We start from the raw sequence: 21,576 nt of genomic DNA on the forward strand, positions 1-21,576 counted from the left end.
CTTTTCATTACTTTCCTGAAAACACCCACTTAAACCGCAATCCAACTTCCGTAAACGTAAAACCAGCAGCAGTCGCAGACGCAATGTTACTATGGGTTCCATAGATATTGAGTAAGCTACGCTCAGAGAATTTATAGCCAAACGCACCTTGTACTCTATAAGCGGTTTGCTTTGGGTCGTCTTCTATAAATTGGTAGCCAAAAGCACCTGTTAGATTATAAAACCATTGGTTGGGTTTGGCAGTCGCTTCATCTTTAATAAGATTTACAAAAACTTCATAAGCATTAAATTGTTCTGGACTAAAATAGATGGTTGGGACCTGATCTTTAAAGGTGATGTACTGGTAATTGACGCCTACTTTTAAATTTGGCTTAGGTAAAAGGTTATAATACAACGACGTAAATATTAAGTTTCTGGTATTACCATCATTTTGTGCTGTGTGCATCAGTTGCGTGTACCACCCTAAGTTAACATTGGTGCTTAAGTTATAGCTGAGGTAATAGTTATTTTGTACCAACTCTCTATCTAATAAGTCGGCATTAAAACTTTCTACCTGGCGCTTATAACCAATATCTAAAGTCTGTAATTTAAAGGTCTTAATATTAAATGAGAGGTCAGTTAAGAGTTGTGTGTAATCTGTACTTTCTGCTTTTGCAGACGTTAAACCTGCAGTGCCTTTAAAAGTGATGTTTGGTACCACTTGGTACCCCAGCCCTAAAGATAAGTTATTAGAGTTAGCTGTATTATCTGTAACCGTATTGTTTGTAGTTCTATAATTGTAGTTACCTAAAATGCTCAATCGACGAGATAAGGGATAAGTGATGTTAGTGTTAAAGGTATAGGCTTTGTTATCCCCATTATCAAAAGTATGCGCGGCTCTAGAGTCTAAGTTTGGGCTAAAGCTTATGTTCATTGTATTAATAAAGTTCACTGCATCTTTTTGGTTGTTATAAAAGGTTAAGGTGTTTTCTGCTGAAGCATAGGCATCATCAAAACGACCCAAAGCTTTTAAGACATTTGCTTTACCAAGGTTACCATCAAAAGAGGTGCTATCGTTAGCTAGGATTAGGTTATAATCAGCCAAACTTTGTTTAAAGTTGCTCTTATAAATATTTAAAGTGGCGCGTAAAGCTAAGACCCAATTTTGGTTTGGGTAATCTGTAATAAGCTGTTCAATTAACGTTTGAGCGACTTTATATTTTTTATTCCAAATCAACGCTTGTACATAACGTTCTGTGGTTTGTTTTGAGATAGTAGCATCCGTAGCATCTGTTATGCGTTTATAGGCTTCCGTACTAAAATCTAAAGCTTGTTTTTCTTTTCCGTGAAGGTGCGCTACCAAAGCCAGTCCATTTAAAGCCTGTGTTTTATGTTCTGGTTGTTCGGCTAATCGTTTGTAGGTGACTTCTGCCTCATCTAGCTTTTCCCATATTAAATATAGATTCGCTAAATTCAATAAGGTGTCTTTGTCATCACCAAATAATTCAAGGTTCTTGGTTAAAAGCAATTCGGCTTTGTCATAATCTTGTGCTTGTTGGTTTTGGTAGGCATATCCTAAATAGATATACTTTTTTGAGGTTAATGCATTTGGGTTACCTGGAGAAACGTCTAAGGCTTTATTCACATAGTTTAAAGCACTTTCGTACTCCTTAAGGTTAGATAAAGTATTGGCAAAACCTAATAAAGCAGCAAAGCTTTTAGGATCTTCTGTTACTAAATCTTTGTAATAGGTTTTAGCAGCAGTAAAGCTATTATTCCATAATAAAGACTCCCCGTAGTTAAGCTTTACTTCAAAATCATTTGGGTAATCCTTTAAGAGATCAGTAAATAATAGATTGGCAGTTTCTGCTTTTCCGTTTAACCCAATGGCACGTCCATAACATAGTCGCGCGGTTTTATTATTTGGATAGTCTTTTAAGATCGTATTAAAAAAGGTTTCTGCTTGTGCATATTGACCAGTTTCTAAATAGGTAAAACCCTCTTGCATATTCTGTGCAGAAATGCTCAAAGCCATACATAATATACAATAGGTAATTACTGATTTTAAAGTCTTCATGTTTGTTGTATTTAACTAAATGCAAGTTACGGACGAAGACCGCTTCATTCATCTACAGCAAACGACCATCCATCGAAATAGAACGCTCATACATGGAATTGCAGAAGATATTTGTGTCAGAAATGAATCAATAACCATTTAAAAATTACAAAATTATGGCACTTACAATTAAAGAAAAACACGGCACATTTATCGTAGAGGGTGTAATCAATTCATCTACTGCGCAACACTTTCAAAACCATTGTGAAACTTTATTAAATACCAAGGGAGAATTGACCATTCATATTGAAAATGTAGTGGCTATTGATGAAAGCGGAATTAAGGCTATTGAAACTTTGTATAAAGATGCCTTAAAACAGAATAGAGGGTTTATGGTTATCGGAAATATCAGCAAAGCTTTACATGACGAGTTGAATGCTATCAAATATGCTGCCTAGAATTATATTTTTAATGTAAAACGAAAAATCATGCAAGTATTAGCAACTTTAAAATCGAGAAAATTAACACCAGAACAATTATTTATGTTAAGCGTTTTGGCAGTTAATGGTGGTAACTACCTTTACAACCTTATTTTAGGTCGTGTATTAGGGCCAGCACAATTTGCTGATGCTGCAGTACTCATTACATTTTTGTTAGTACTCTCATTTATTGCCATGACGTTTCAATTGGTCACTGCCAAATTCTCAGTACTATTTGAAGATGGTCTTTTTAAAAGTTTTATAGCCAAAGTTTATAAACAAGCATTTTTTACTGGGCTTTTATTGGGCCTATTAATTATTGTATTTGCGTCTCAATTACAATCACTTTTTAATACTTCGTCTTCAAGCATGTTTGTCATTTTTGGGTTTGGAGTACCGTTATACTTTTTAATGAGCGTAAACCGAGGTGCCTATCAAGGCAAAAAGGCTTACAAGTCATTATCCATTACGTATCAAGCAGAAATGCTAAGTCGTTTGTTAATAACGCTTGGTATTATTTTATTATGTAATATTAAATCGTCTTGGGTTATTGCAATAGGGATCTTATTGTCCTTTGGTTTTGGACTGTTTCCATTTAAAGCGAAGCAATTTAGTTTTAAAAAAATAGCATCATTAGACAATACTTACAGTAAACAAATTAAGCGTTTCTATTTGCTCACGGCTTTTTATGAGTTAACCCAGATAATTATAAACAATAGCGATATCTTATTAGTGAAGCATTATTTTGAAACTTATGAAGCAGGTTTATATGCATCATTAGCTTTAATAGGTCGTATTGTATATTTTATTGCCTGGATGTTTGTAATGCTGCTCTTACCTGCAGTTGTGGCATTACAAAAGGAAGGCAAAGACACAGCATCAGTTCTATTTAAATATATAGGTTACATCGCTGTAATTTCTGCCATAATCATATTAGTATGTTTAGGTTGCCCAGAGCTCATTATAAAACTGCTATTTGGTGAGGCATATATCGCGATGGCACCATTATTATGGAAGTACGCTATAGCAACGTCCATGTTCGCTATATCCAACATTTTTGCGTATTACTATTTGTCATTAGATAAATATGTGCCTGTAATTATTTCTGGAATCTTTGGAATGCTTCAAGTGGCTTTGGTCATATTTTATCATGATAGTTTAGCGCAAGTAGTGCATATGCAAATCATAGCCATGGCCTTGTTATTGGTGATTCAACTTGTCTTTTTTAGATATAAAATCTTAAGAGATAAAAAGCTTAGTCTAAACTAATTAACCATTCGTCTACACTAAAAAGTAACCCATCTAAGCACAGCCTTTTTTGTCTTTTTTAAACCCCACATTTGTACTGTAATCAATAAATAACAATTAAAAATCCATTACAATGAAACTAGCAATCGTAACAGCATACCCTCCAAGTAAAGTTACTTTGAATGAGTATGCCTACCATTTGGTAAAACAATTTAGACAAAAACGAGAGGTTACAGAATTAATCTTATTAACCGATACAACAGAAGGTAAAAAAGAGCTTCAGTTTGAGGAAGCAGGCTGCAAGATTATAGTGAAAGAATGTTGGACCTTTAATAGTTATAAAAATTTAATTTCAGTAACTAAAGCTATTAGCCAAACTAAACCAGATGCTGTATTATTCAATCTTCAGTTTATGAAGTTTGGTGATAAAAAGGTAGCTGCTGCTCTAGGTCTTATGCTCCCATTGATATGTAAACTAAAGAAAATTCCAAATATCGTTTTATTACATAATATCTTAGAAGAAGTCGATTTAGGTAGTGCTGGTTTTACTAACAATATTGTAATGAAGAAGATTTACAGTTTAATAGGAACAGCATTAACAAAGCTCATTCTTAAAGCAGATACAGTTGCGGTAACCATGCAGAAATACGTTAATATTCTAGAGTTTAAATATTTTGCCAATAACATTAGACTTATACCTCATGGTACTTTTGAGATTCCTGAAGAACCAAATTTTGGGCTGTCTGAAGATCGACCATTTCAGATTATGACTTTCGGGAAGTTTGGCACCTACAAAAAGGTTGAGGCCATGATTGAAGCTGTTGAGATTGTTAGAGCTCAGACAGATTTAGATTTAGAAGTTGTAATCGCAGGAACAGATAACCCAAATGTACCAGGATATTTAGATAGTGTAAAAGAGAAATATAAACATGTACCGCAAGTACGATTTACGGGATATGTCGAAGAACAAGATGTGCCAGTAATTTTTAGCGAAAGTGCAGTGGTCGTATTTCCATACACCTCAACTACAGGTAGCTCGGGGGTATTACATCAGGCAGGAAGTTATGGTAAGGCTGTGGTAATGCCAGATTTGGGAGACTTGGCCTTATTGGTCAAAGATGAAGGTTACAAAGGGGAGTTCTTTGACCCAACAAGTACAGAAAGTTTAGCAGATGCTATAAAAGCCATTGTAACTAATGATGCCTATAGATTGAAGCTTGCAATTGCTAATTATGAGGCTGCAACGGCACATCCAATGTCCAAAATTGCCGATATGTACTTAGACTCTTTTCAAGAAATTATAGATAGAAAAAAAGTAATGACCCCTAACAATTCGAACCAAGAAGTTATTCTTTAGAGATAAACTTAAACGCACCCTTTTTTGCCCCATTTATATCTATAAATCCAAAATGCTTTTGTGCATTTTTACGCCAAGGAAGTTTACCTACAACTTCCTTGGGTATTTTGTTAAAGTCATAAAGTGTCCATGACATAAAGGATAGTTGTTGTTTTGAAAAAATACTTTGAATAGTTTTGTGATATTCGGCTTGATCATCTTCAGTGTTTCCGAAGGGATTCCAAAAACCACTGTAAGACGAGATGCCATACTCCGTAATGGCAATGGGCTTATCTTTAACCTTTGATTTTAAAACCTTATAGTGTTCTGTAAGCTCTTCTAAATCTTCATAATAGTGAAACGATATAAAGTCTAAAGTTTCATTTAAAAGCTGCGCACTTTTTACATTAGACCAACCTATGGTTATAGGGTGAATGCTATCTTGAGACTTTACAAAGGCTATCATTTTGTCCAACCATGCGCTTACTAAATCTTTACTTCTATTTTCAAAGTCTAAATCCGGTTCATTTTTCAAGTCCCAACCCAACAAGGCTTTATGAGATTTTAAAGTATTTACTATGATTTTGGCATGACGTTGTGTTAAGGACCAATTTAAAACAGAATAATCTCCATAAAAATCAAAAAGTGTAACGAGTACTTTAAGCTCGTGATTTTCGGCAAGGTCTAGGACTTGAACTAGCTTTTCTAATTTGTCTTTAGAAACATTATGTCTTCCAAAGTCCTCATAAGGCACAAAAATGCGAATACTATTTAATCCAGCACTCTTAATGATTTGAAAATCCTTAGAGATAATTTTGGTGTCAAATTGGTCGCCATACATAGACCAAGGCGACGCTTGCGGATAATAGTTAATACCTTTGAAACCTATAAATTCTTTTGGATTAGTGTTTTTTGAAGTCTTAATAGGTGTGCTCTTAACTCTAATTAAGTGTCTAATTCTCCAAAACCCATCCTCCAATAGGAGCGTAACTTTGTAAGTCGATTTTTCATTGATTTCTGCTACGAGTTTTTCAGCATTAAATATCCTTTTATATTCAATAACATCATGGTCCGTGAGTACAGCGAGTTGACCATCTTCACTAAAAAACTCGAGTGTTGGATGATGTTTTAATGTCGTACCTTCTATGTTGGTTTTTTGTTGTTCGTTTAGCGAAATGACATTAAAAATATTTTCCCGAGCACTTTCGGTATAATAATCATCTATACCAGCAGTAGTATTTGTTAAGTAAGACACATGTTTTACATACCAAGCATCTAAATAGTCTTTTTCAATAGCAGCTAGCGTTTGGGCATCTATAGGTCTACCTTTATTTGATAAAGACGTCCAAGTAAACTCTGGGACATATTGGTCTACTTGTTTTATTTCTGTATGCAGCATTTTACCGCGATCTGCACCAGTGTTTAGGTAGGACAGAACGGCCGAAATACCATAGATAGCCAAGGCTATAATCAGAACATAGCTCATAAGAATTACGCTTCTTAAGATGTTTCTGTTGTTACTCATAGTTTTATATCGGCAAAGGATTTAGTGAGTCCTGCAGTTTTAATTTCTACAGTGTATGTACCCTTTGGGTAGCGGTCTGCATATAATTTAAAGTGCCCAAACCCATCCACACTTTGTTCTATTAATTGATGCACTAACGCATCATCTTTGTAAATTTTTAAATGAATATTAAGTCCGTTAGGAACCTGTTGTTTCATAAAGCTTTGAAGTGGTCCAACGGTAATTAATCTATTATTTTCAGAAAAGGATATATTTAAATCCAAAACAGCTTGTTCGTAATTTAGAGTTATTGGTTCACTATTGGCAATACCTTCAATATAAGCTTTAACGGTCCATTGCTCCTCCTGGTCTGGATGTATCATTTTTGCTGTAGCAATGCCATCAATAGTTGTACCAGATGTTACTGACTTATGGCCAGTTTTATTAGTTATATAAAACGAAACAAATGTGCCATCACTAACGGTATTATCAAAACGGTCTTTTATTATTGAAGTTTTAAATGTTGTAATTTGATTACCGTCAGCATAACTATGAATACGATCTGCCAAAATTTTAAAATTTGTCGGTATAGCTGGCATCACATTAACGTCGTATTCTTTAGAATTGAGACCTAAGCACTCTGAGCTTATGAGCATTCGCCCATTCTCTTTATAGGCGTACAAATTTTTATAGCCAAACCCATGCTCTGTATATATGATATCGCGCTTATGAGTCTCTAAAAATTGATGTTTAATTATAACTTTGGTGCTATCTGCTAGGGGATTATCAAGATTATCAGTTGGTACAATAACGAGCATGGTATAATCAGTACCTCCAGCCTCAATACTTGGCGGTCCTATATAGGTTTCTAAAGTTTCAATTTTAGACTTGGGACGTATATAAAGCTGTCCAGACATTAGATTTGCATCTGAGTGTAACTGCCAATTCAGAATTCCAGATTTCTTGGATATACTTTTAGGAATCTCAAATAAAAGAGTCTTTCCTAATTTTGGACGCAACATAATAGAACCATAACTATTAGAACAATACAAAAAAACATCGCTACTACCTTGAAAGGCAAACTCTAAAGTAATATTATCGCCTGCTGTTCGCTCCTTAAAATTTGTAATTAAACTATAGCTGTTATGGTCCTTATCTTGATTTATGTTCAAACCAGATATTATGATGGTCATTGTAATGATTACTATGTATAGATATTTAAAAGACATTAATTTGGATTACCAATATAGGTATTGACTTCTAGTTTTACGAATTTATATTTTGGATGATTTATAGATTGTAATTCTTCGCTATTATGATTTACAATGCGATCTGCGACGATTTTATCTGAAATATTTTTATTAGGTAAGCCATTTACAAAACAATTATCCATGTCTTTGTTGATGATTTTAAGACTACTATTGTCTAACATGTCATACTGAAATATTTGTTTGCGCTGTTGACGTATGCCTTCTTTAATAAATAAATGATCAACCCAAACTAAGTTTTTATCAGCATCAAAATACGATATTAATAATTGCGGAATGGTAACTTCGTCTGTCCCACTATTAAATAGACTCCCTGTAATATGGTCCTCATTAATTCCAGAAATGGAAACCGATGTATTTTTAAATAAATCTGATCCTGATACATTTCCAGCAGCTTGAAGATTAAATTTGGTAGGTTGCTCTTCCAGTTCAATTGGTGTAAATTCATCTGGATTAAAAGTTTTTGGAATAGAATCCTTGATTTTTGACCAAGCGATACCTTCAAAATTAATTCTAAAAGAACTTACTTCTTTAGGCATCAACTTGTGCTTTATATGATACTTAGCGCTATAAGTTGCTAGAGCCTTATTGTCATCATTATACAAGGTGCCTTTTAAAACAACATCGGCTGGGACATTATCTATATTTTGTACTTCGCCAATAATGGCATAACTATTATTAAATTTAACGAGTTTTGCTGTTAGAATTTCTAAAACAGGCTGTTTTAAAACATCTTCATGATGGGTTTGTTCTGTCGTAATTCGTCGTCGTCCTTGATTGAAGTAATTTGTGTTATTATCAGAATAAAGTTGGTCTGGTGGTAAGTCTACATTAACAGCTTCTGGTTGTAAGTACCATTTGTCTTCGACTTTAACTAATGAACGGTAATAGGTTTTATTGATCTTTTCTAATGGTGTAATCCAGAAAGTATTAACTTTTACACTGGCTAAACTGTCGGTTTGGCTTAAGATTTCTGTGTCGATAGCATCTAATTTGGCGTAAGAACTTAATAAACCATCGGTAACGGAAACCTCTAACATATATTGCGAGATGGATAAATCACTTTTAGGATTGATTAAGCGATGTGCTTTTTCAAATTCTTTAAAGTCTAGAGCATCGTAATACGCCAAAATGGCATTCTCGGGCGAGTGGTGTGACTCATTTTTAATATAGAATTGATATAAGCCAAATACAATGATAAGTACCAATATTATGGACCAAATATGTGTAATTCTTAATATGTTTTTTGAAAATTTGGAGTACTTATTTTTAAATGAAAAGTAAATAGGTAAGGGTTTGAGCTTTGTCTTTAAACCATGGACGAAAAGCATTTGTAAATTAAGAAAAAAGGCAACTAAAACGGTCAGGAAAGGTATAATACCCCAAAGTAATTTTTGCCAAGTACCAACATCTTCTTTTGGTAGAATTGAGGACAACGGTGGGACATTTAATTTTTCCCAAACCATAATGCCATTTTCGAGTTGTCGTAAGCGTTGCCAACCGCAAAAATACAGGATTGGATCATAAAATTTATCGTTAGAGAAAATATACTTTAAGTTGTATTTCTCTGGAGTCGTTAAGAATTGCTGTAGAGAGCCAATACCTTCAACACCTTTGAATTTTGAATTTTCTAATCGCTCAATAGGCCTGGTAGTAAGTTCTGGTAACCGCCTTGCAGAATGATAATTCCCATCTACAGACATGGCATTGGTTTGGGCAGATAGCCAAGCCATTTGATCGCCAAAACCTAAGGTCATATAACGCCATTGATCGTGTTGGTCTTGATTAAGAAAATTAATAATTGGTAACATTTTTATTTTTTGAGGCTGAGACGGTTTAAAATAACCCAAACTCATGGTGAAAATGGTCATAAATAAAAAAAGACCTGCCAATAATCCACCAGCTAATCTGTGATACACCGCACCAAACCTATCTTGAATTAATAGTTTTAAATCACCCTCAACAAATCTGTAACTAAACTCACCAAAAAGTGGTAAGGACATTATGGATGCCCAAAGTGTAAAACGATCCAGAGTTAAAATATTAAAGGCGGTTTCACCCAATACTAATCTTGGAATAGGCGTAGTGCCTCCGGTTCCAAGAATAAAAAGTATAGTTATTGATAGACCAAAAAACAGATAACGTTTGCTATAGTATCTATAAAATATATAGGGAAGTAAAATCAGTAAAATGCCCCATGGAATTAAAAAGAAAACAAGACCAGAAGATGTTATCTCGAAAAAATTGTCTCTTGACCCATGTGGAATAGGAACTTGTGTTATGGGATTGTTTTTAGAGTTGATCCAATAAGGTAAAATACATCCAATAATAATCACTAAAGATAAACTCCCAAATCCAACAATGCGCCTAAATAATGCTAAAAAACTAGTGAAAAATAGTCTAAAGGTAACGTCCTTTAAAGCGTGGACTTGTTCTTTTGAATGATCCATTATTACCATACCAATTAATGGGAAAATAAAGAAAACCATCCCAAAAATAGGTGTTACATGATGTGATGTTACCGTAACGGCTATTAATGAAAGCGATGTTATTAGATAACGCCATTTACCCGTTTTAAGCCATAAATAGATTTCTGGCAATGCGTGCATTAAAACCGAGATACCTATAATACTTGGTAATTGTCCAAAGATGTGCAGAGTTTCAACAAATGATGAAGAAAATACCGCAAGAATAGAGGCATAACCAGCGACAGTTCTATTTGAGGTGATTAACAATGAAAACCTATAAACACCTGTAATAAATAGGATAATACCTATAAACGCAACTGTAAACATCCCAAACTTAAGTCCACCGATGAGCGATAAAGCTGCAATAGATTGATGCACTAAAGGGGGATAACTCATTACTGTAAATCCTGTATACCACTTATAGTTCCAAGGTTCAAACCAACTATGTGCATAGTGGTCGGCGAAAAATAAATGAATAAGTGCATCATAGGTTGTTTCTAACGTGAAAAAAATGGAAGTTCCATGAAAGGCTAAACCAATGAGTAAGGCTACAATTAGGTATTTGTTTGAGGTGTTCTTCATTTAAAACATTGATATTGAATCAACAGGGTAAAGATATATAAATTGTATCCCAGTTCTATTTTTAATCGACTACAGCAATCTACCATTCGTCTACACTTAGCATTTCACTTGTCTAAATTAAAATTTTAAGCCCGTCTTCTCAAGTACTTTTGACCTATCAATAACAAAAAAAACTATTATGAAAGTTTTAGCTATAGATGACCAACAGCTAGTATTGTTACCATTACAAAAACGATTAACAGATTTGGGATATGATGTTAGAATTGAAACAGATGCCCAACAAGGATTACAGCTATTTGATTCTTTTAATCCAGATCTAGTTATTGTGGATGTTAATATGCCAGTGGTATCAGGTTTAGATGTTATAAATCATATACGTGTTGCTAAATCCTCTGAAACACCAATAATGATGCTTTCAGGCAATACAAATGATGAGGTAATCACCAATGCTTTTGACCTCGGTGTAAATGACTATATGAAAAAGCCTTTAAGCTTAAATGAAATATGTGCAAGGGTAAAGCGATTAATAGGAGCACCTGAACTAAAGAATGTTATAAACACAAGTTCTGGTATTATAATACAACAACGTTGTGTTGGTGTTGTTATCCCTTGTTACAACGAGGAAGAACGTTTGTTAAGTGATGAGTTTTTGAGTTTTATAGATAAAAATTCTGGCTATCATTTGTGTTTTGTCAATGATGGGAGTAAAGACAAGACACTAGAAGTTCTACATAAGCTTAGACAAGGTAGAGAAGATTTTATTACGGTTTATGATTGTGAAAAAAACGGAGGCAAAGCTGAAGCAGTAAGACTGGGAATGCTGCATATGGCAGAGAAAGAAGATTTAGACTATATAGGCTTCTTAGATGCCGATTTATCAACAGATCTCACTGATTTTGATGATTTAGTTAAGACTATAGAAAACTCAAGTTTTAAGATTGTAAGTGGTTCTCGAATTTCTAGAATGGGAGCTAATATTACCAAAGAATCAGCCAGAAAAATAATTAGTCTGACGATCAACTTCATAATCAGGAAAATTCTTTCAATGGATTTTAAAGACACACAATGTGGAGCTAAAATCTTTCATAAGGATGTCATCGATATTGCTTTTAGAAAAAAGTTTGTAACCCAATGGATTTTTGATGTAGAGATTTTTAAACGCATTACAATACATTTTGGGATAGAAACAGCTAAATCTATGCTTTGCGAACAACCGCTTAAACGATGGATACATGCAGATGGATCTAAGCTATCTATAAAAGACTCTGTGAAAATCGTCATGCAATTAGCACAAATAGCTTTGGTATACAGAGGTAAAAAAGACCAACCATTTTATAAAATTAAGAACGAACTTGAAATTATTTAAAAATAAAATGATTTAAAATGAACATAGGCGTAATCATCATATTTCACAACAACGAAATAGATATAAATCCCAAGGAATTTGTCAAGCATATTGATGCGGCAGACCACATTAAAATATGCTTTGTAGACAATGAAAGCAAAGATGAAACTCTGGAAAAACTATTAGAAATCAAAGATATAAGTGCAAATAGAGTATCCATAGTTCAAATAAAAAAGAAAGTATCTAAGGAAGCTGCAAAGCGCGCTGGAGCAAGATTTATGTTCAACGATTTTAATTTAAATCATCTTGGTTTTATCGATACTAGTGTTTTAATCGAGCATAATTATAATCTCAATAAGATTGTGGCGTCACTATGCGAAAAAAAAGATGAAATAATTGCTTTCGATAAAAAAAATAAAAGTGAACAGCGCACCAAGTCAACACTATTTAAAAGTGTGTTTTCAGTTCTGGATTATTTTAAATATGATGATTTAGACAAAAGCAGCAACATGCAACAATCAATACTATAAAACTATAATTATGAGAGCTTATCCAATAAAATTCAAACCAATATTAAAAGAAAAAATTTGGGGAGGAGAAAAATTGTCGCAATTCATGAATAAAAATTCAGACTCAAAGCATATTGGCGAAAGTTGGGAAATATCTGGTGTTCAAGACAATATTTCTATAGTTTCAAATGGGTTATATAAAGGAAAGTCATTGAATGATTTAATTAAATTATTTAAGGGTGATTTCCTTGGTGAGGGAAATATTTCAGCATTTGGTGAGAACTTCCCATTATTAATAAAATTTTTGGATGCAAAGACTAATTTATCGGTACAGGTGCATCCAGATGATACAATGGCAAAAGAGCATCATAATTCATATGGAAAAACAGAAATGTGGTACATTATGGAAAATGAAAAAGATGCCGAAATAGTTTTGGGTTTAAAGAATAATAAAATTAGCACTGAAGTTCTAGATAATATTAATGCGTCAAATGTAAATTCAATTTTCAATGTGGAAAAAGTGAAGCAAGGTGATTGTTATTTTATACCAGCAGGAAAAGTACATGCTATAGGTGCGGGTATTCTAGTCGCTGAGATTCAACAAACAAGTGATATCACGTACCGTGTATATGATTGGGACAGGAAAGACGATAAGGGAGAGCAAAGAGAACTACATACAGATATGGCAAAAAAGGCCACCAAAAAATTTAGTACAAATGGTAAAAGTAATTATAAAATAAAAAAAGATAAACCCATCAATCTCGTAGACTGTGAGTTTTTTACCACTAGTATTTTTAAATTAAAAGGTCTTCACAAAAGGGACTACAGTAAGGTTGATTCCTTTGTTGTTTTTATGTGTGTAGAAGGCGTCGCTGAGATTACTGTAAATAATAATACAGAGTTTATTTTCAAAGGCGAAACAATTCTAATTCCAGCAAATAGTAAAGACGTTATCTTTAATTCTCAAGGAGCAAAAATGTTGGAGGTTTTTATTGAACCTAAGGATGCGGAATCAAAGAAATTAGCTTCGTAGCGTAATATCTAATGAAATAAGAAAGCCTATCATTATATTTGTTGCAATAACTTATGATGTCGTTGATTAAAGAAATAGAGCACCGAAGTGATAATAGATGTGAGCTATGCGGTAATGCAGAGCATCTCAATACTTATCGAGTTCCAGATATTAAAGAGAATCATTTAAATTCAGCTTTATATGCATGTAGTACTTGTATTGAGCAGATGGATGATAGCGATAAAATAGACGTAAATCATTGGAGGTGTCTTAATGATAGTATGTGGAGTGAACATGATGCTGTAAAGATTATGGCATGGCGAATGCTGAATCGTATTAAAGCAGATTGGCCTCAAGATTTATTGGGTATGATGTATCTAGAAGATGAAATTCTGGATTTAGCAAAGGCGTCTGGCGATGGTGAAGATGATGAAAATACAACCGTACATCGCGATGTCAATGGTGTCATTTTAGAAACGGGTGATTCCGTAGTGCTAATCAAAGATCTTAAAGTAAAAGGATCTAGCATGGTAGCCAAGCAAGGTACAGCTGTTAGAAATATAAGATTAGATCGCGATAATGAGTCCTATATTGAAGGTAAAGTCGATGGTCAGCAAATCGTTATTATTACTCAATACGTTAAGAAAACTTAAGTTTGTCGCTTCGAGTTATTCCGAAGAATGAGGAATTACACTTCGACAAGCTCAGTGGAACTATAGAGAAGTTTTTAAATGTAATCATAGAATTTAAATGTTAGAGATAAGACCAACTTGCGAAAATTGTAATACATCATTACCCTACGATTCTAAGGAAGCAATGATTTGCACATTTGAATGCACCTACTGTAAAGATTGTGTTGCGCTTTTAAAAGAAGTCTGCCCGAATTGTGGTGGTGATTTCGTAAAGCGACCAATTAGGCCATCTCACCTCCTAGAAAAATATCCTGTTTCAACAAAGGTTGTTCATAAACCAGTTGATTTTGAAGCACATTTTAAGAAGCTTCAATCTAAATAGCATTCTTGTTATACTTTCTTACTTCTATTGTGCTTAAAATGTGTTGTTTGTCGAAAAAATAAACAAGCTTTTCCAAATTATCTAGTCAATTTTACCATTTGTCGATTTTATACAAAACACCGCATGATAAAGTCGGATATTGTAGTCATCCCTCTGATTATTAGCACCAAATTTACAGATTAATAGCCCTAGATTTTTATTAATGAATTAACACTATGTATTATGGACTTACAAATTACCAGCTACAATAATCGATTTCAGATTAAAGGGAACTTAAACAAATTGAACATCAAGACGTTCAATGCACATTTTGCGAATATTTTCGATAAGCTCGACAATATCCTACTTGATATCGAAAGTGTGGAAAGTATTGATAGATCCGGAGTCATGGCCTTGGCCAAATTACACAACGAATCTATTACAAAATCAAAGCGATTATCTATAATAGGCTTAGGTTGTAAGGAACTTTATGAGCACTTTAAATCCGAAGAGAGTAATATAGTTGCTGCCTAAAAGCAGGTTTATATATCATAAAGTGTTTCTGACTAGTATTTTTCGTGACAGATCAATACTCTCGGAAACACTTTTTCTATGCTCTAGCATGACATATCTGCAATAATTTTCCAAGTACCATTTATCTTTTTAAATATTATAATAAATACACCATCGGCATCCCCAATCTCGCGTTTTAGATGATATTCACCCATAACCCAATAGTTACCTTTTTCAATTTTTGAAACATCATTAATTACAAAGTTTAGCGAACCACTTTCTGCCTTTGTTGGGTAACCTCGTTTATAGTTTGCTAATGTATTGTCCCAGCCTAGAGTTAAACCATTGCTTCCGTAGAATTTAAGCGAATCACTTTTCCAATAGCCTTGCATAAAACCTTCGAGATCATGATTGTTCCATGCGATCTCTTGCGCTTTCATGACTTTTATTATGTGGGCTTTATCCGCTTCAAAAGTATTCTGATATGTTTTAGGCATAGAGCCACAGCTCACTAGAATAACAAACAGAAATAGATATGTGTATTTCATCACGATTAGATTTTAGTTTCCTAAAAGTAATGATTTCTCATTTTGAGTGAAGTAAAAATTATTTACAGCACACCTTTCTGCTTTTTCAAAAACGCATCCGCTTGATGTTGCATCAGTTCTCTTGCCTTTTTGCGTTTGTAGTTCATCACCTCTTCTTCGTCGGCAATTTCGGTATAGACCTTGTTGTTAATATCATTGTCCGTTTTAACTAAAAGCTTACGTTCAGCAACTTGTTGCATCGTCCAACTCTTCACTGTGGTGTCTTGGTCTTCTAATTTGTAATCAAATTCACCCTTTGGTGATAATAATTTTGCAATTATTGGAGACGTTTCAATGGCCAAAAACAGTAAGAAAATAAAAAAGGAAGGCAGCCAAGGTAGTGTTCCCAAAGCATTTACTCTTGCCATTAAACCATCAAAATTATCAATGACTGGTTGTGTTTTGGCGACATTAGCATTATAATCACCTTGTAAGGCAATGATTTCGTTTTCTATTGCAGTAATCTTACCCTTATTATCTGTTTTAAGTTGCTGCAGTTCTGCCAAAGCTGCATCGTGTTTTTCGCGTTTTTCTTTATAAACTGGGCCTTTACCTAATTTCAGAGTCCCAGAAGTCCCTTCAGCTTCCGTGATGTAAGTTTGATAAAGTGCATTTACCTCGGCTTCTTTAGTGTCAATTTGAGACTGTAGACCTAAAATTTGACCTTGTAAATCAGCAATTTTAGGATTAAACTGCTCTGCTATTTGGTTTTGATTCGCCAAGGTTAACTCATTTTTTTGTTCTAATAACACTTGGTTGATTTCTTTCTCAAAAATCTTCAATTCCAAAGGTTTAGAAATTACTATGGCAATAATCACTGCTAGAAAAATCCTTGGAGTAGCTTGTAGAATCTCATCTAAGACATTATCTCGTTTTTTGATTGTAGAAACAATATAGCGGTCTAAATTAAAAATGAGTAAGCCCCAAATTATTCCGAAAAAAATAGAGGTGTAGAGATTATCAAAAACCGTATAAAGTGCATAACTAGAGGCGATAGTAGCCATCAGCGCTGTAAAGAAAACGGTTGCACCAATGCCAGCATACTTGTTTTGCTCACCTATAGAACAGTCGTTTAAAATATCGGTATCTGCTCCTGAGCACAGGATAAAGAATTGCTTTAACATGTGGATTGTTTTTTGATTGATTGTCTATTAGAACGCTAAAACATACTATTTGTTACATGCTTAATGCAAAAAAAAGCCTCATGGATCGAGGCTTTTTAATTTTTCTTTAGAAATAATTGTATTTTATTTTCTATTTCACTTTTATGGCTATTGGTTTTCGGAAATATAGATTAAAGGCTGTTTAGTACCTGTATTTTTAGCGCTTACATTCAACTTGGTACTGTTCTTAAGAAGTTCTATGGCCTTATCTGAAGAAACCGGTTTGTTGTTGAAATAAAATTTAGCATTGGTTTTAGCCATTCTGATTACAAAATCTAAAGGAGATTCTGGTGCAGGTGGAGGTGGTGGAGGCATAATTCCCCCTTCTTCAATAATTTCAATTGGTTCAGGAGCATCGACAGCAGGTGGTGGTATTGGAATGTCTTGCTCTTCGATAACTTGAATAGTTGCAGGTTCTGGCGGAGGTGGAGGTTTAGGGAAATCAGGAAATGGCTCTGCACTCTTCTTTTGTTTATCACTCATTAAACCATATATATACTTCATTTTTTCAACATCTTTCATTTGAATTCGAATGTTTCCACCTTCCTCAATCATGGAGTTATAATATTTGGCGAGCTTATTATATGTTGCAAGTTGAGTTTTTGTGGCGTTTTTTTGTGGCATGTCTTGTTTCTGAACTAATAAGACTCCTTGTGGTAGAGGTTCAGATTCCCTTTTTTGTTTTTCAGACATTTTATCATAAATAGATTTATAATATTTAAAATCTTTTGGGCTAATTATGAGGTAGCCCTCATGTTTATCATTTTCATGTACCTTATCAAGATTGTTATTTTTTTTATTTAGTTTTTTTGCCCAAGTATTGTATTCGGTAATTTGTTCTTTTGTGGCGTTTTGTTGTTTTGAAATATGACTCTCAATTGCAAAAGGCGTATTGCCCTTTACTCTATTTATTTCTTGATTAGGAGTTACAATACGATAGAACCCATAGTCTTGCAGTGAATTATAGATAAACCAAGTTTCTTTGTCAGAAATTGTATGAGATGAACTTACATGGATATTCATGATCTTATTGCGTTCTTCGAAAGTAATATCTTGATGCAGTTGGTTCAACACCTCCACAAATGTTTTCTTCGTTGCTTTTATACCATCTATTAAATAAGCATTATTATTTAATATTTTTAGCTCAATACTTCTGGCATAAAGTGTCTTGTTTTCAGAAGAAGACAACTTAACCAAATATTGGCCATTCTCATCTCTCTGAGTTGTCATTGCAGTACGTTTGCCTTTATTGTTTTTAGCAATTGCTTTAGCCTCATCAGACGTTATTTTTTTGTCATCCAGATAGAAAGAAGCTCCTAGTTCTTCCATTTCTATGACATATTCTATAAATGAAGGGTTATATACTTCTTGAGTGTCTCCATCGTTAGGGCCACCTTTTGTCTTTTTAGTAGATGGCGGAGGCGGAGGCGGCAAAGTCGATTTTTCCTGTTCACTTAATTCACTTTTTTTCTTGAAATACGTTTTACCGTTAAGTGTAATTTTAGCATATGGAAGAATTGGAGGGATAGGCCTTTTTACTTTAGCTTTATTGGTCTTTGACATTCTAAAATACATACCTCCAAGATCGGAAAACAAAGCATCCATTTCTTTTTGTTCTTCGTTCGATTTGTTGATGTAGTGTGGTTTTTTAACCCTTAGAGATTCATATTGCTCATATTTTTTTAAATATACTTCAATAATATTCTCTCCAACATACTCCAACTTGTAGGTGTTAGCTTTTTCCAATTCTTTTTTAATTGCCTTTGTAGTATCTGGCTTTTCTCTCTGGACATATTCTCTTTCAGTAAAACTGAAAAAAAGAATGGCAATGATTGGTAAAATTAGCAGTGTGCTCAGCCACATTCTGGTTTTTGACGTTTGTGTTTTCATAACTGTAAATCGTTTTTTAATTGATGAATAATTGATAGCACTCGAGAATTGATACTCTTGAGTACCTGATGAAAATTGTAGTAAAATACTCTGATAGTTTTTGGCTTCTGTACCTTGATTTAGAACAGCTTGGTCGGCCAAAAACTCGTGATTAAGTTTTATGTGATGTTTTAAAATATAAACTAGCGGATGAAACCAGAATACGATTTGTAATAGTTCAACTATTATAATATCTAAACTATGTAATTGCTTGGCGTGCGTTTCTTCGTGAAGTAAAACTTCTTTTGGAATAGTATTATTTTCAAATTTCGATTTGTTCAAAAAGAGATACTTGAAAAATGAATGTGGAATACGATAGTCTTTCAACAATACATAAATGAAAGAACGTTGAGGTACTCGTTCGTTTTCTGAAATTCTCTGGTATAATTTGAATAGATTTACCGCAAAACGCAAAGCAAATAATACTACACCAATGCCATATATGATCCAAAGAATAGTTTCCAAACTTAAGATTGGTGTAGCTTCGATAGCTATTTCTGTTGGGTATGCTTCAATCGGCATATTATTTGGTAAAGCTTCATACTCGTTAACTATGGGTTCTACATAATGTGTTATCGTTAACATCGGAATTATAGAAGCTAATACTATAGAGCCTAAAAGGTAAAATCGTTTGAAAAAATGCATTTTTTGGCGCTCCAGTATAAAAATATAGACCAGCCAAAAGACCAAAAGACATGCCGAAAATTTTAATAGATAAGTTACCATGACTACTTATTTTTAATTTCTTGATCTATGATAGACTTTAATTCTTCCAACTCTTCTTTAGTTAAATCCGTCTTTCTTGTAAAAAATGAAGCAAATTGTGAGGCGCTGTCATTAAAAAACGTTTTGATCAGCCCGTTGACGTGTCTTGAGAAGTAATCTTCTTTCTTTACTAAGGGGAAATACTCGCGAGACTTGCCATAGGTTTTATAATCCACAAAACCTTTCCCAATCATTCGTTTTAACAAAGTGGCAACCGTCGTTACGGCTGGTTTAGGCTCTGGATAGATGTCTAGTAAATCTTTCATAAAAGCTTTTTCTAGTTTCCAGAGGTATTGCATTAATTGTTCTTCGGTTTTTGAAAGCTGCATCTTCTACGTTTTTAGAATTAACTCTACAAATGTAGAGTAAAATTTTTAATATTCAAAATTATAGCCTAAAAAGCACACCGAATCCTTATATTTGTTATGGTTAGAAAAAGAAAATTTTTTATGGTAAATAGGTCACTTCTTTCGTATTTATGTTTTCTTATAATAGGTTTTTCATATGGACAATCCATTGAGGACCTTATGAATGCAATTAGTACTGCGAACCTGCAAACCAACGTTGAGATACTTTCGGGAGAGGGATCAGCAATTATTAATGGAACAACACAAACTATAACAAGTCGGGTTCAAAGCAATAATGATTTAGCTGCGACTTTTATAAAGGAACAGCTAGAATCCTTACCTAATCTTACGGTTGAGTTTCAAAATTTTAATAGCACTGGAAAGAATGTTATTGCCACACAATTAGGAAAAACAAATCCAGATAACATTTACATTGTTTGTGCGCATTACGATTCGGTGACGACATTCTGTTCGGATGACAATGCTACCGGAGTTTCAGCAGTATTGGAAATTGCAAGGATTTTATCAGGACAGTGCACAGATAATACCATTATTTACGCCCTTTGGGATGAAGAGGAAATAGGTTTACTTGGAGCCAACTTTTATGCACAACAGGCCGCCGATGAAACTAATGGTAATTCGAGGGATAATATCCTTGGTGTCATAAATATGGATATGATTGGTTATGATGGTGATGCTCCTGGCACAATAGGCGATAATGATTTTGACATCGATGTAAGAAACATTGCCAATTCTATTGCAATAAAGGACGACTTAATTAGTATTTTGAATACCTACACTTTCGATTTGAATGAAATTGTTGTTAACCCAGGAACAACAGCTAGTGATCACGCTCGATTTTGGAGTCAGGGCTATTCTGCAGTTTTGGTGGGTGAATCTTGGGAAACAAATGATCAAACACCAGATTATCATACCTCAGGTGATAGAACAGAGGACATCGATTTTCAGTATATGACCGAACTTACAAAATTAGTTCTGGCTTATATGGCAACGCAAGCTAATCTATTGAATTTAGATAATTCGGTAACACAGTCACCAACAACGTTAACCGCAAATGAAGCTGCGGCTAATTATCAGTGGTTTAATTGTGATACGGATATTATGATTCCGGGAGAAACCAACCAAACATTTGCACCTTCAGCAAGCGGAAATTATGCAGTTGAAGTTATAAATGGGAGTTGTACAGAGATGAGTCCTTGTATTAATTTTGCCGTGTTATCCACAGATGAATTTTCACCAAACGATATAAAATTATATCCTAATCCCGTAACTTCAGTTATTAAGATCGACAACTTCACAAAGTCAGAGTTGAATATTACAATTAATAATATTTCTGGAAAAATGGTCAGAAAAGCTAACTCCAGAGAGCAACACATTGAAATTGAACTCAAAGACATGTCTTCTGGAGTTTATTTTGTGAATCTCAAATCACAAACAAAATCCTCAACCTTTAAGATTGTGAAAGAGTAGGT

Annotated in this window: 18 protein-coding genes; 10 read left to right on the forward strand and 8 right to left on the reverse strand. The window is 34.0% G+C overall.

Annotated features, from left to right (window positions below):
* Window positions 1-7: 7 nt before the first annotated feature.
* Window positions 8-2,056: a tetratricopeptide repeat protein gene (locus tag H7F21_RS03995; protein WP_185787927.1), complete on the reverse strand. Its 2,049-nt coding sequence runs from the start codon at window positions 2,054-2,056 to the stop codon at window positions 8-10.
* A gap of 155 nt (window positions 2,057-2,211) precedes the next feature.
* Between H7F21_RS03995 and H7F21_RS04000 the strand changes: the two genes are divergently transcribed.
* The 3 genes from H7F21_RS04000 to H7F21_RS04010 all read left to right on the forward strand — a co-directional run bounded on the left by H7F21_RS04000 (window position 2,212) and on the right by H7F21_RS04010 (window position 5,119).
* On the forward strand, window positions 2,212-2,493 hold the full coding sequence (locus tag H7F21_RS04000) for an STAS domain-containing protein (RefSeq protein ID WP_185787928.1): 282 nt from the start codon (window positions 2,212-2,214) through the stop codon (window positions 2,491-2,493).
* A 30-nt stretch (window positions 2,494-2,523) separates the two neighbouring features.
* Window positions 2,524-3,783: an oligosaccharide flippase family protein gene (locus H7F21_RS04005; protein WP_185787929.1), complete on the forward strand. Its 1,260-nt coding sequence runs from the start codon at window positions 2,524-2,526 to the stop codon at window positions 3,781-3,783.
* Window positions 3,784-3,895: 112 nt separating this feature from the next.
* Window positions 3,896-5,119 (forward strand): glycosyltransferase, encoded by a 1,224-nt coding sequence (locus H7F21_RS04010; RefSeq protein ID WP_185787930.1) that lies wholly within the window; start codon window positions 3,896-3,898, stop codon window positions 5,117-5,119.
* On the opposite strand, the gene H7F21_RS04015 is transcribed toward H7F21_RS04010, so the two are convergent.
* Genes H7F21_RS04015 through H7F21_RS04025 form a run of 3 tightly spaced genes read right to left on the reverse strand, consistent with a single transcriptional unit; the run spans window position 5,109 to window position 10,920 of the window.
* On the reverse strand, window positions 5,109-6,623 hold the full coding sequence (locus H7F21_RS04015) for a glycoside hydrolase family 2 TIM barrel-domain containing protein (RefSeq protein ID WP_185787931.1): 1,515 nt from the start codon (window positions 6,621-6,623) through the stop codon (window positions 5,109-5,111). The two genes, H7F21_RS04010 and H7F21_RS04015, sit on opposite strands and share 11 nt — an antisense overlap.
* On the reverse strand, window positions 6,620-7,831 hold the full coding sequence (locus H7F21_RS04020) for a hypothetical protein (protein WP_185787932.1): 1,212 nt from the start codon (window positions 7,829-7,831) through the stop codon (window positions 6,620-6,622). Before H7F21_RS04020 ends, H7F21_RS04015 begins: the two co-directional genes overlap by 4 nt.
* A complete protein-coding gene (locus H7F21_RS04025) occupies window positions 7,831-10,920 on the reverse strand; it encodes a hypothetical protein (RefSeq protein WP_185787933.1) in 3,090 nt (1,029 codons plus the stop codon). Before H7F21_RS04025 ends, H7F21_RS04020 begins: the two co-directional genes overlap by 1 nt.
* 178 nt (window positions 10,921-11,098) lie before the next feature.
* Here H7F21_RS04025 and H7F21_RS04030 point away from each other — a divergent pair, with 178 nt between their 5' ends.
* The 6 genes from H7F21_RS04030 to H7F21_RS04055 all read left to right on the forward strand — a co-directional run bounded on the left by H7F21_RS04030 (window position 11,099) and on the right by H7F21_RS04055 (window position 15,313).
* On the forward strand, window positions 11,099-12,286 hold the full coding sequence (locus H7F21_RS04030; protein ID WP_185787934.1) for a response regulator: 1,188 nt from the start codon (window positions 11,099-11,101) through the stop codon (window positions 12,284-12,286).
* Between the two features lie 17 nt (window positions 12,287-12,303).
* Entirely contained in the window at window positions 12,304-12,795 is a 492-nt protein-coding gene (locus H7F21_RS04035; RefSeq protein WP_185787935.1) for a glycosyltransferase, read from the forward strand.
* Window positions 12,796-12,805: 10 nt separating this feature from the next.
* Window positions 12,806-13,807 carry a type I phosphomannose isomerase catalytic subunit gene (locus H7F21_RS04040; protein WP_185787936.1) on the forward strand — a complete coding sequence of 334 codons (1,002 nt, stop codon included), beginning with the start codon at window positions 12,806-12,808 and terminating at the stop codon, window positions 13,805-13,807.
* A 56-nt stretch (window positions 13,808-13,863) separates the two neighbouring features.
* The gene (locus tag H7F21_RS04045) at window positions 13,864-14,439 is read left to right on the forward strand and encodes a PhnA domain-containing protein (RefSeq protein WP_185788551.1); all 576 of its coding nucleotides are present in this window, start codon (window positions 13,864-13,866) and stop codon (window positions 14,437-14,439) included.
* A 97-nt stretch (window positions 14,440-14,536) separates the two neighbouring features.
* The gene (locus tag H7F21_RS04050; RefSeq protein WP_185787937.1) at window positions 14,537-14,800 is read left to right on the forward strand and encodes a DUF1272 domain-containing protein; all 264 of its coding nucleotides are present in this window, start codon (window positions 14,537-14,539) and stop codon (window positions 14,798-14,800) included.
* 222 nt (window positions 14,801-15,022) lie between these two features.
* Window positions 15,023-15,313 carry an STAS domain-containing protein gene (locus tag H7F21_RS04055; RefSeq protein WP_185787938.1) on the forward strand — a complete coding sequence of 97 codons (291 nt, stop codon included), beginning with the start codon at window positions 15,023-15,025 and terminating at the stop codon, window positions 15,311-15,313.
* An 83-nt stretch (window positions 15,314-15,396) separates the two neighbouring features.
* On the opposite strand, the gene H7F21_RS04060 is transcribed toward H7F21_RS04055, so the two are convergent.
* From H7F21_RS04060 to H7F21_RS04075, 4 genes are all read right to left on the reverse strand, one after another.
* Window positions 15,397-15,840, reverse strand: a complete 444-nt coding sequence (locus H7F21_RS04060) for a YybH family protein (RefSeq protein ID WP_185787939.1) — start codon at window positions 15,838-15,840, stop codon at window positions 15,397-15,399.
* A 62-nt stretch (window positions 15,841-15,902) separates the two neighbouring features.
* Window positions 15,903-17,003: a DUF4407 domain-containing protein gene (locus H7F21_RS04065; protein WP_185787940.1), complete on the reverse strand. Its 1,101-nt coding sequence runs from the start codon at window positions 17,001-17,003 to the stop codon at window positions 15,903-15,905.
* A 147-nt stretch (window positions 17,004-17,150) separates the two neighbouring features.
* On the reverse strand, window positions 17,151-19,616 hold the full coding sequence (locus H7F21_RS04070) for a M56 family metallopeptidase (protein WP_185787941.1): 2,466 nt from the start codon (window positions 19,614-19,616) through the stop codon (window positions 17,151-17,153).
* An 83-nt stretch (window positions 19,617-19,699) separates the two neighbouring features.
* On the reverse strand, window positions 19,700-20,065 hold the full coding sequence (locus tag H7F21_RS04075; protein WP_185787942.1) for a BlaI/MecI/CopY family transcriptional regulator: 366 nt from the start codon (window positions 20,063-20,065) through the stop codon (window positions 19,700-19,702).
* 198 nt (window positions 20,066-20,263) lie between these two features.
* Between H7F21_RS04075 and H7F21_RS04080 the strand changes: the two genes are divergently transcribed.
* Window positions 20,264-21,574, forward strand: coding sequence for a M28 family peptidase (locus tag H7F21_RS04080; RefSeq protein WP_185787943.1), 1,311 nt, complete (start codon window positions 20,264-20,266; stop codon window positions 21,572-21,574).
* Window positions 21,575-21,576 lie beyond the last annotated feature (2 nt).

Origin of the sequence: Winogradskyella flava, from assembly GCF_014243395.1 — a bacterium.
Lineage (GTDB): Bacteria > Bacteroidota > Bacteroidia > Flavobacteriales > Flavobacteriaceae > Winogradskyella > Winogradskyella flava.

What these genes read in the sequence shown, in the direction of transcription:
- H7F21_RS03995 (WP_185787927.1), bottom strand. Translation starts at nt 2,056, where the DNA reads ATGAAGACTTTAAAATCAGTAATTACCTATTGTATATTATGTATGGCT.
- H7F21_RS04000 (WP_185787928.1), top strand. Translation starts at nt 2,212, where the DNA reads ATGGCACTTACAATTAAAGAAAAACACGGCACATTTATCGTAGAGGGT.
- H7F21_RS04005 (WP_185787929.1), top strand. Translation starts at nt 2,524, where the DNA reads ATGCAAGTATTAGCAACTTTAAAATCGAGAAAATTAACACCAGAACAA.
- H7F21_RS04010 (WP_185787930.1), top strand. Translation starts at nt 3,896, where the DNA reads ATGAAACTAGCAATCGTAACAGCATACCCTCCAAGTAAAGTTACTTTG.
- H7F21_RS04015 (WP_185787931.1), bottom strand. Translation starts at nt 6,623, where the DNA reads ATGAGTAACAACAGAAACATCTTAAGAAGCGTAATTCTTATGAGCTAT.
- H7F21_RS04020 (WP_185787932.1), bottom strand. Translation starts at nt 7,831, where the DNA reads ATGTCTTTTAAATATCTATACATAGTAATCATTACAATGACCATCATA.
- H7F21_RS04025 (WP_185787933.1), bottom strand. Translation starts at nt 10,920, where the DNA reads ATGAAGAACACCTCAAACAAATACCTAATTGTAGCCTTACTCATTGGT.
- H7F21_RS04030 (WP_185787934.1), top strand. Translation starts at nt 11,099, where the DNA reads ATGAAAGTTTTAGCTATAGATGACCAACAGCTAGTATTGTTACCATTA.
- H7F21_RS04035 (WP_185787935.1), top strand. Translation starts at nt 12,304, where the DNA reads ATGAACATAGGCGTAATCATCATATTTCACAACAACGAAATAGATATA.
- H7F21_RS04040 (WP_185787936.1), top strand. Translation starts at nt 12,806, where the DNA reads ATGAGAGCTTATCCAATAAAATTCAAACCAATATTAAAAGAAAAAATT.
- H7F21_RS04045 (WP_185788551.1), top strand. Translation starts at nt 13,864, where the DNA reads ATGTCGTTGATTAAAGAAATAGAGCACCGAAGTGATAATAGATGTGAG.
- H7F21_RS04050 (WP_185787937.1), top strand. Translation starts at nt 14,537, where the DNA reads ATGTTAGAGATAAGACCAACTTGCGAAAATTGTAATACATCATTACCC.
- H7F21_RS04055 (WP_185787938.1), top strand. Translation starts at nt 15,023, where the DNA reads ATGGACTTACAAATTACCAGCTACAATAATCGATTTCAGATTAAAGGG.
- H7F21_RS04060 (WP_185787939.1), bottom strand. Translation starts at nt 15,840, where the DNA reads ATGAAATACACATATCTATTTCTGTTTGTTATTCTAGTGAGCTGTGGC.
- H7F21_RS04065 (WP_185787940.1), bottom strand. Translation starts at nt 17,003, where the DNA reads ATGTTAAAGCAATTCTTTATCCTGTGCTCAGGAGCAGATACCGATATT.
- H7F21_RS04070 (WP_185787941.1), bottom strand. Translation starts at nt 19,616, where the DNA reads ATGCATTTTTTCAAACGATTTTACCTTTTAGGCTCTATAGTATTAGCT.
- H7F21_RS04075 (WP_185787942.1), bottom strand. Translation starts at nt 20,065, where the DNA reads ATGCAGCTTTCAAAAACCGAAGAACAATTAATGCAATACCTCTGGAAA.
- H7F21_RS04080 (WP_185787943.1), top strand. Translation starts at nt 20,264, where the DNA reads ATGAATGCAATTAGTACTGCGAACCTGCAAACCAACGTTGAGATACTT.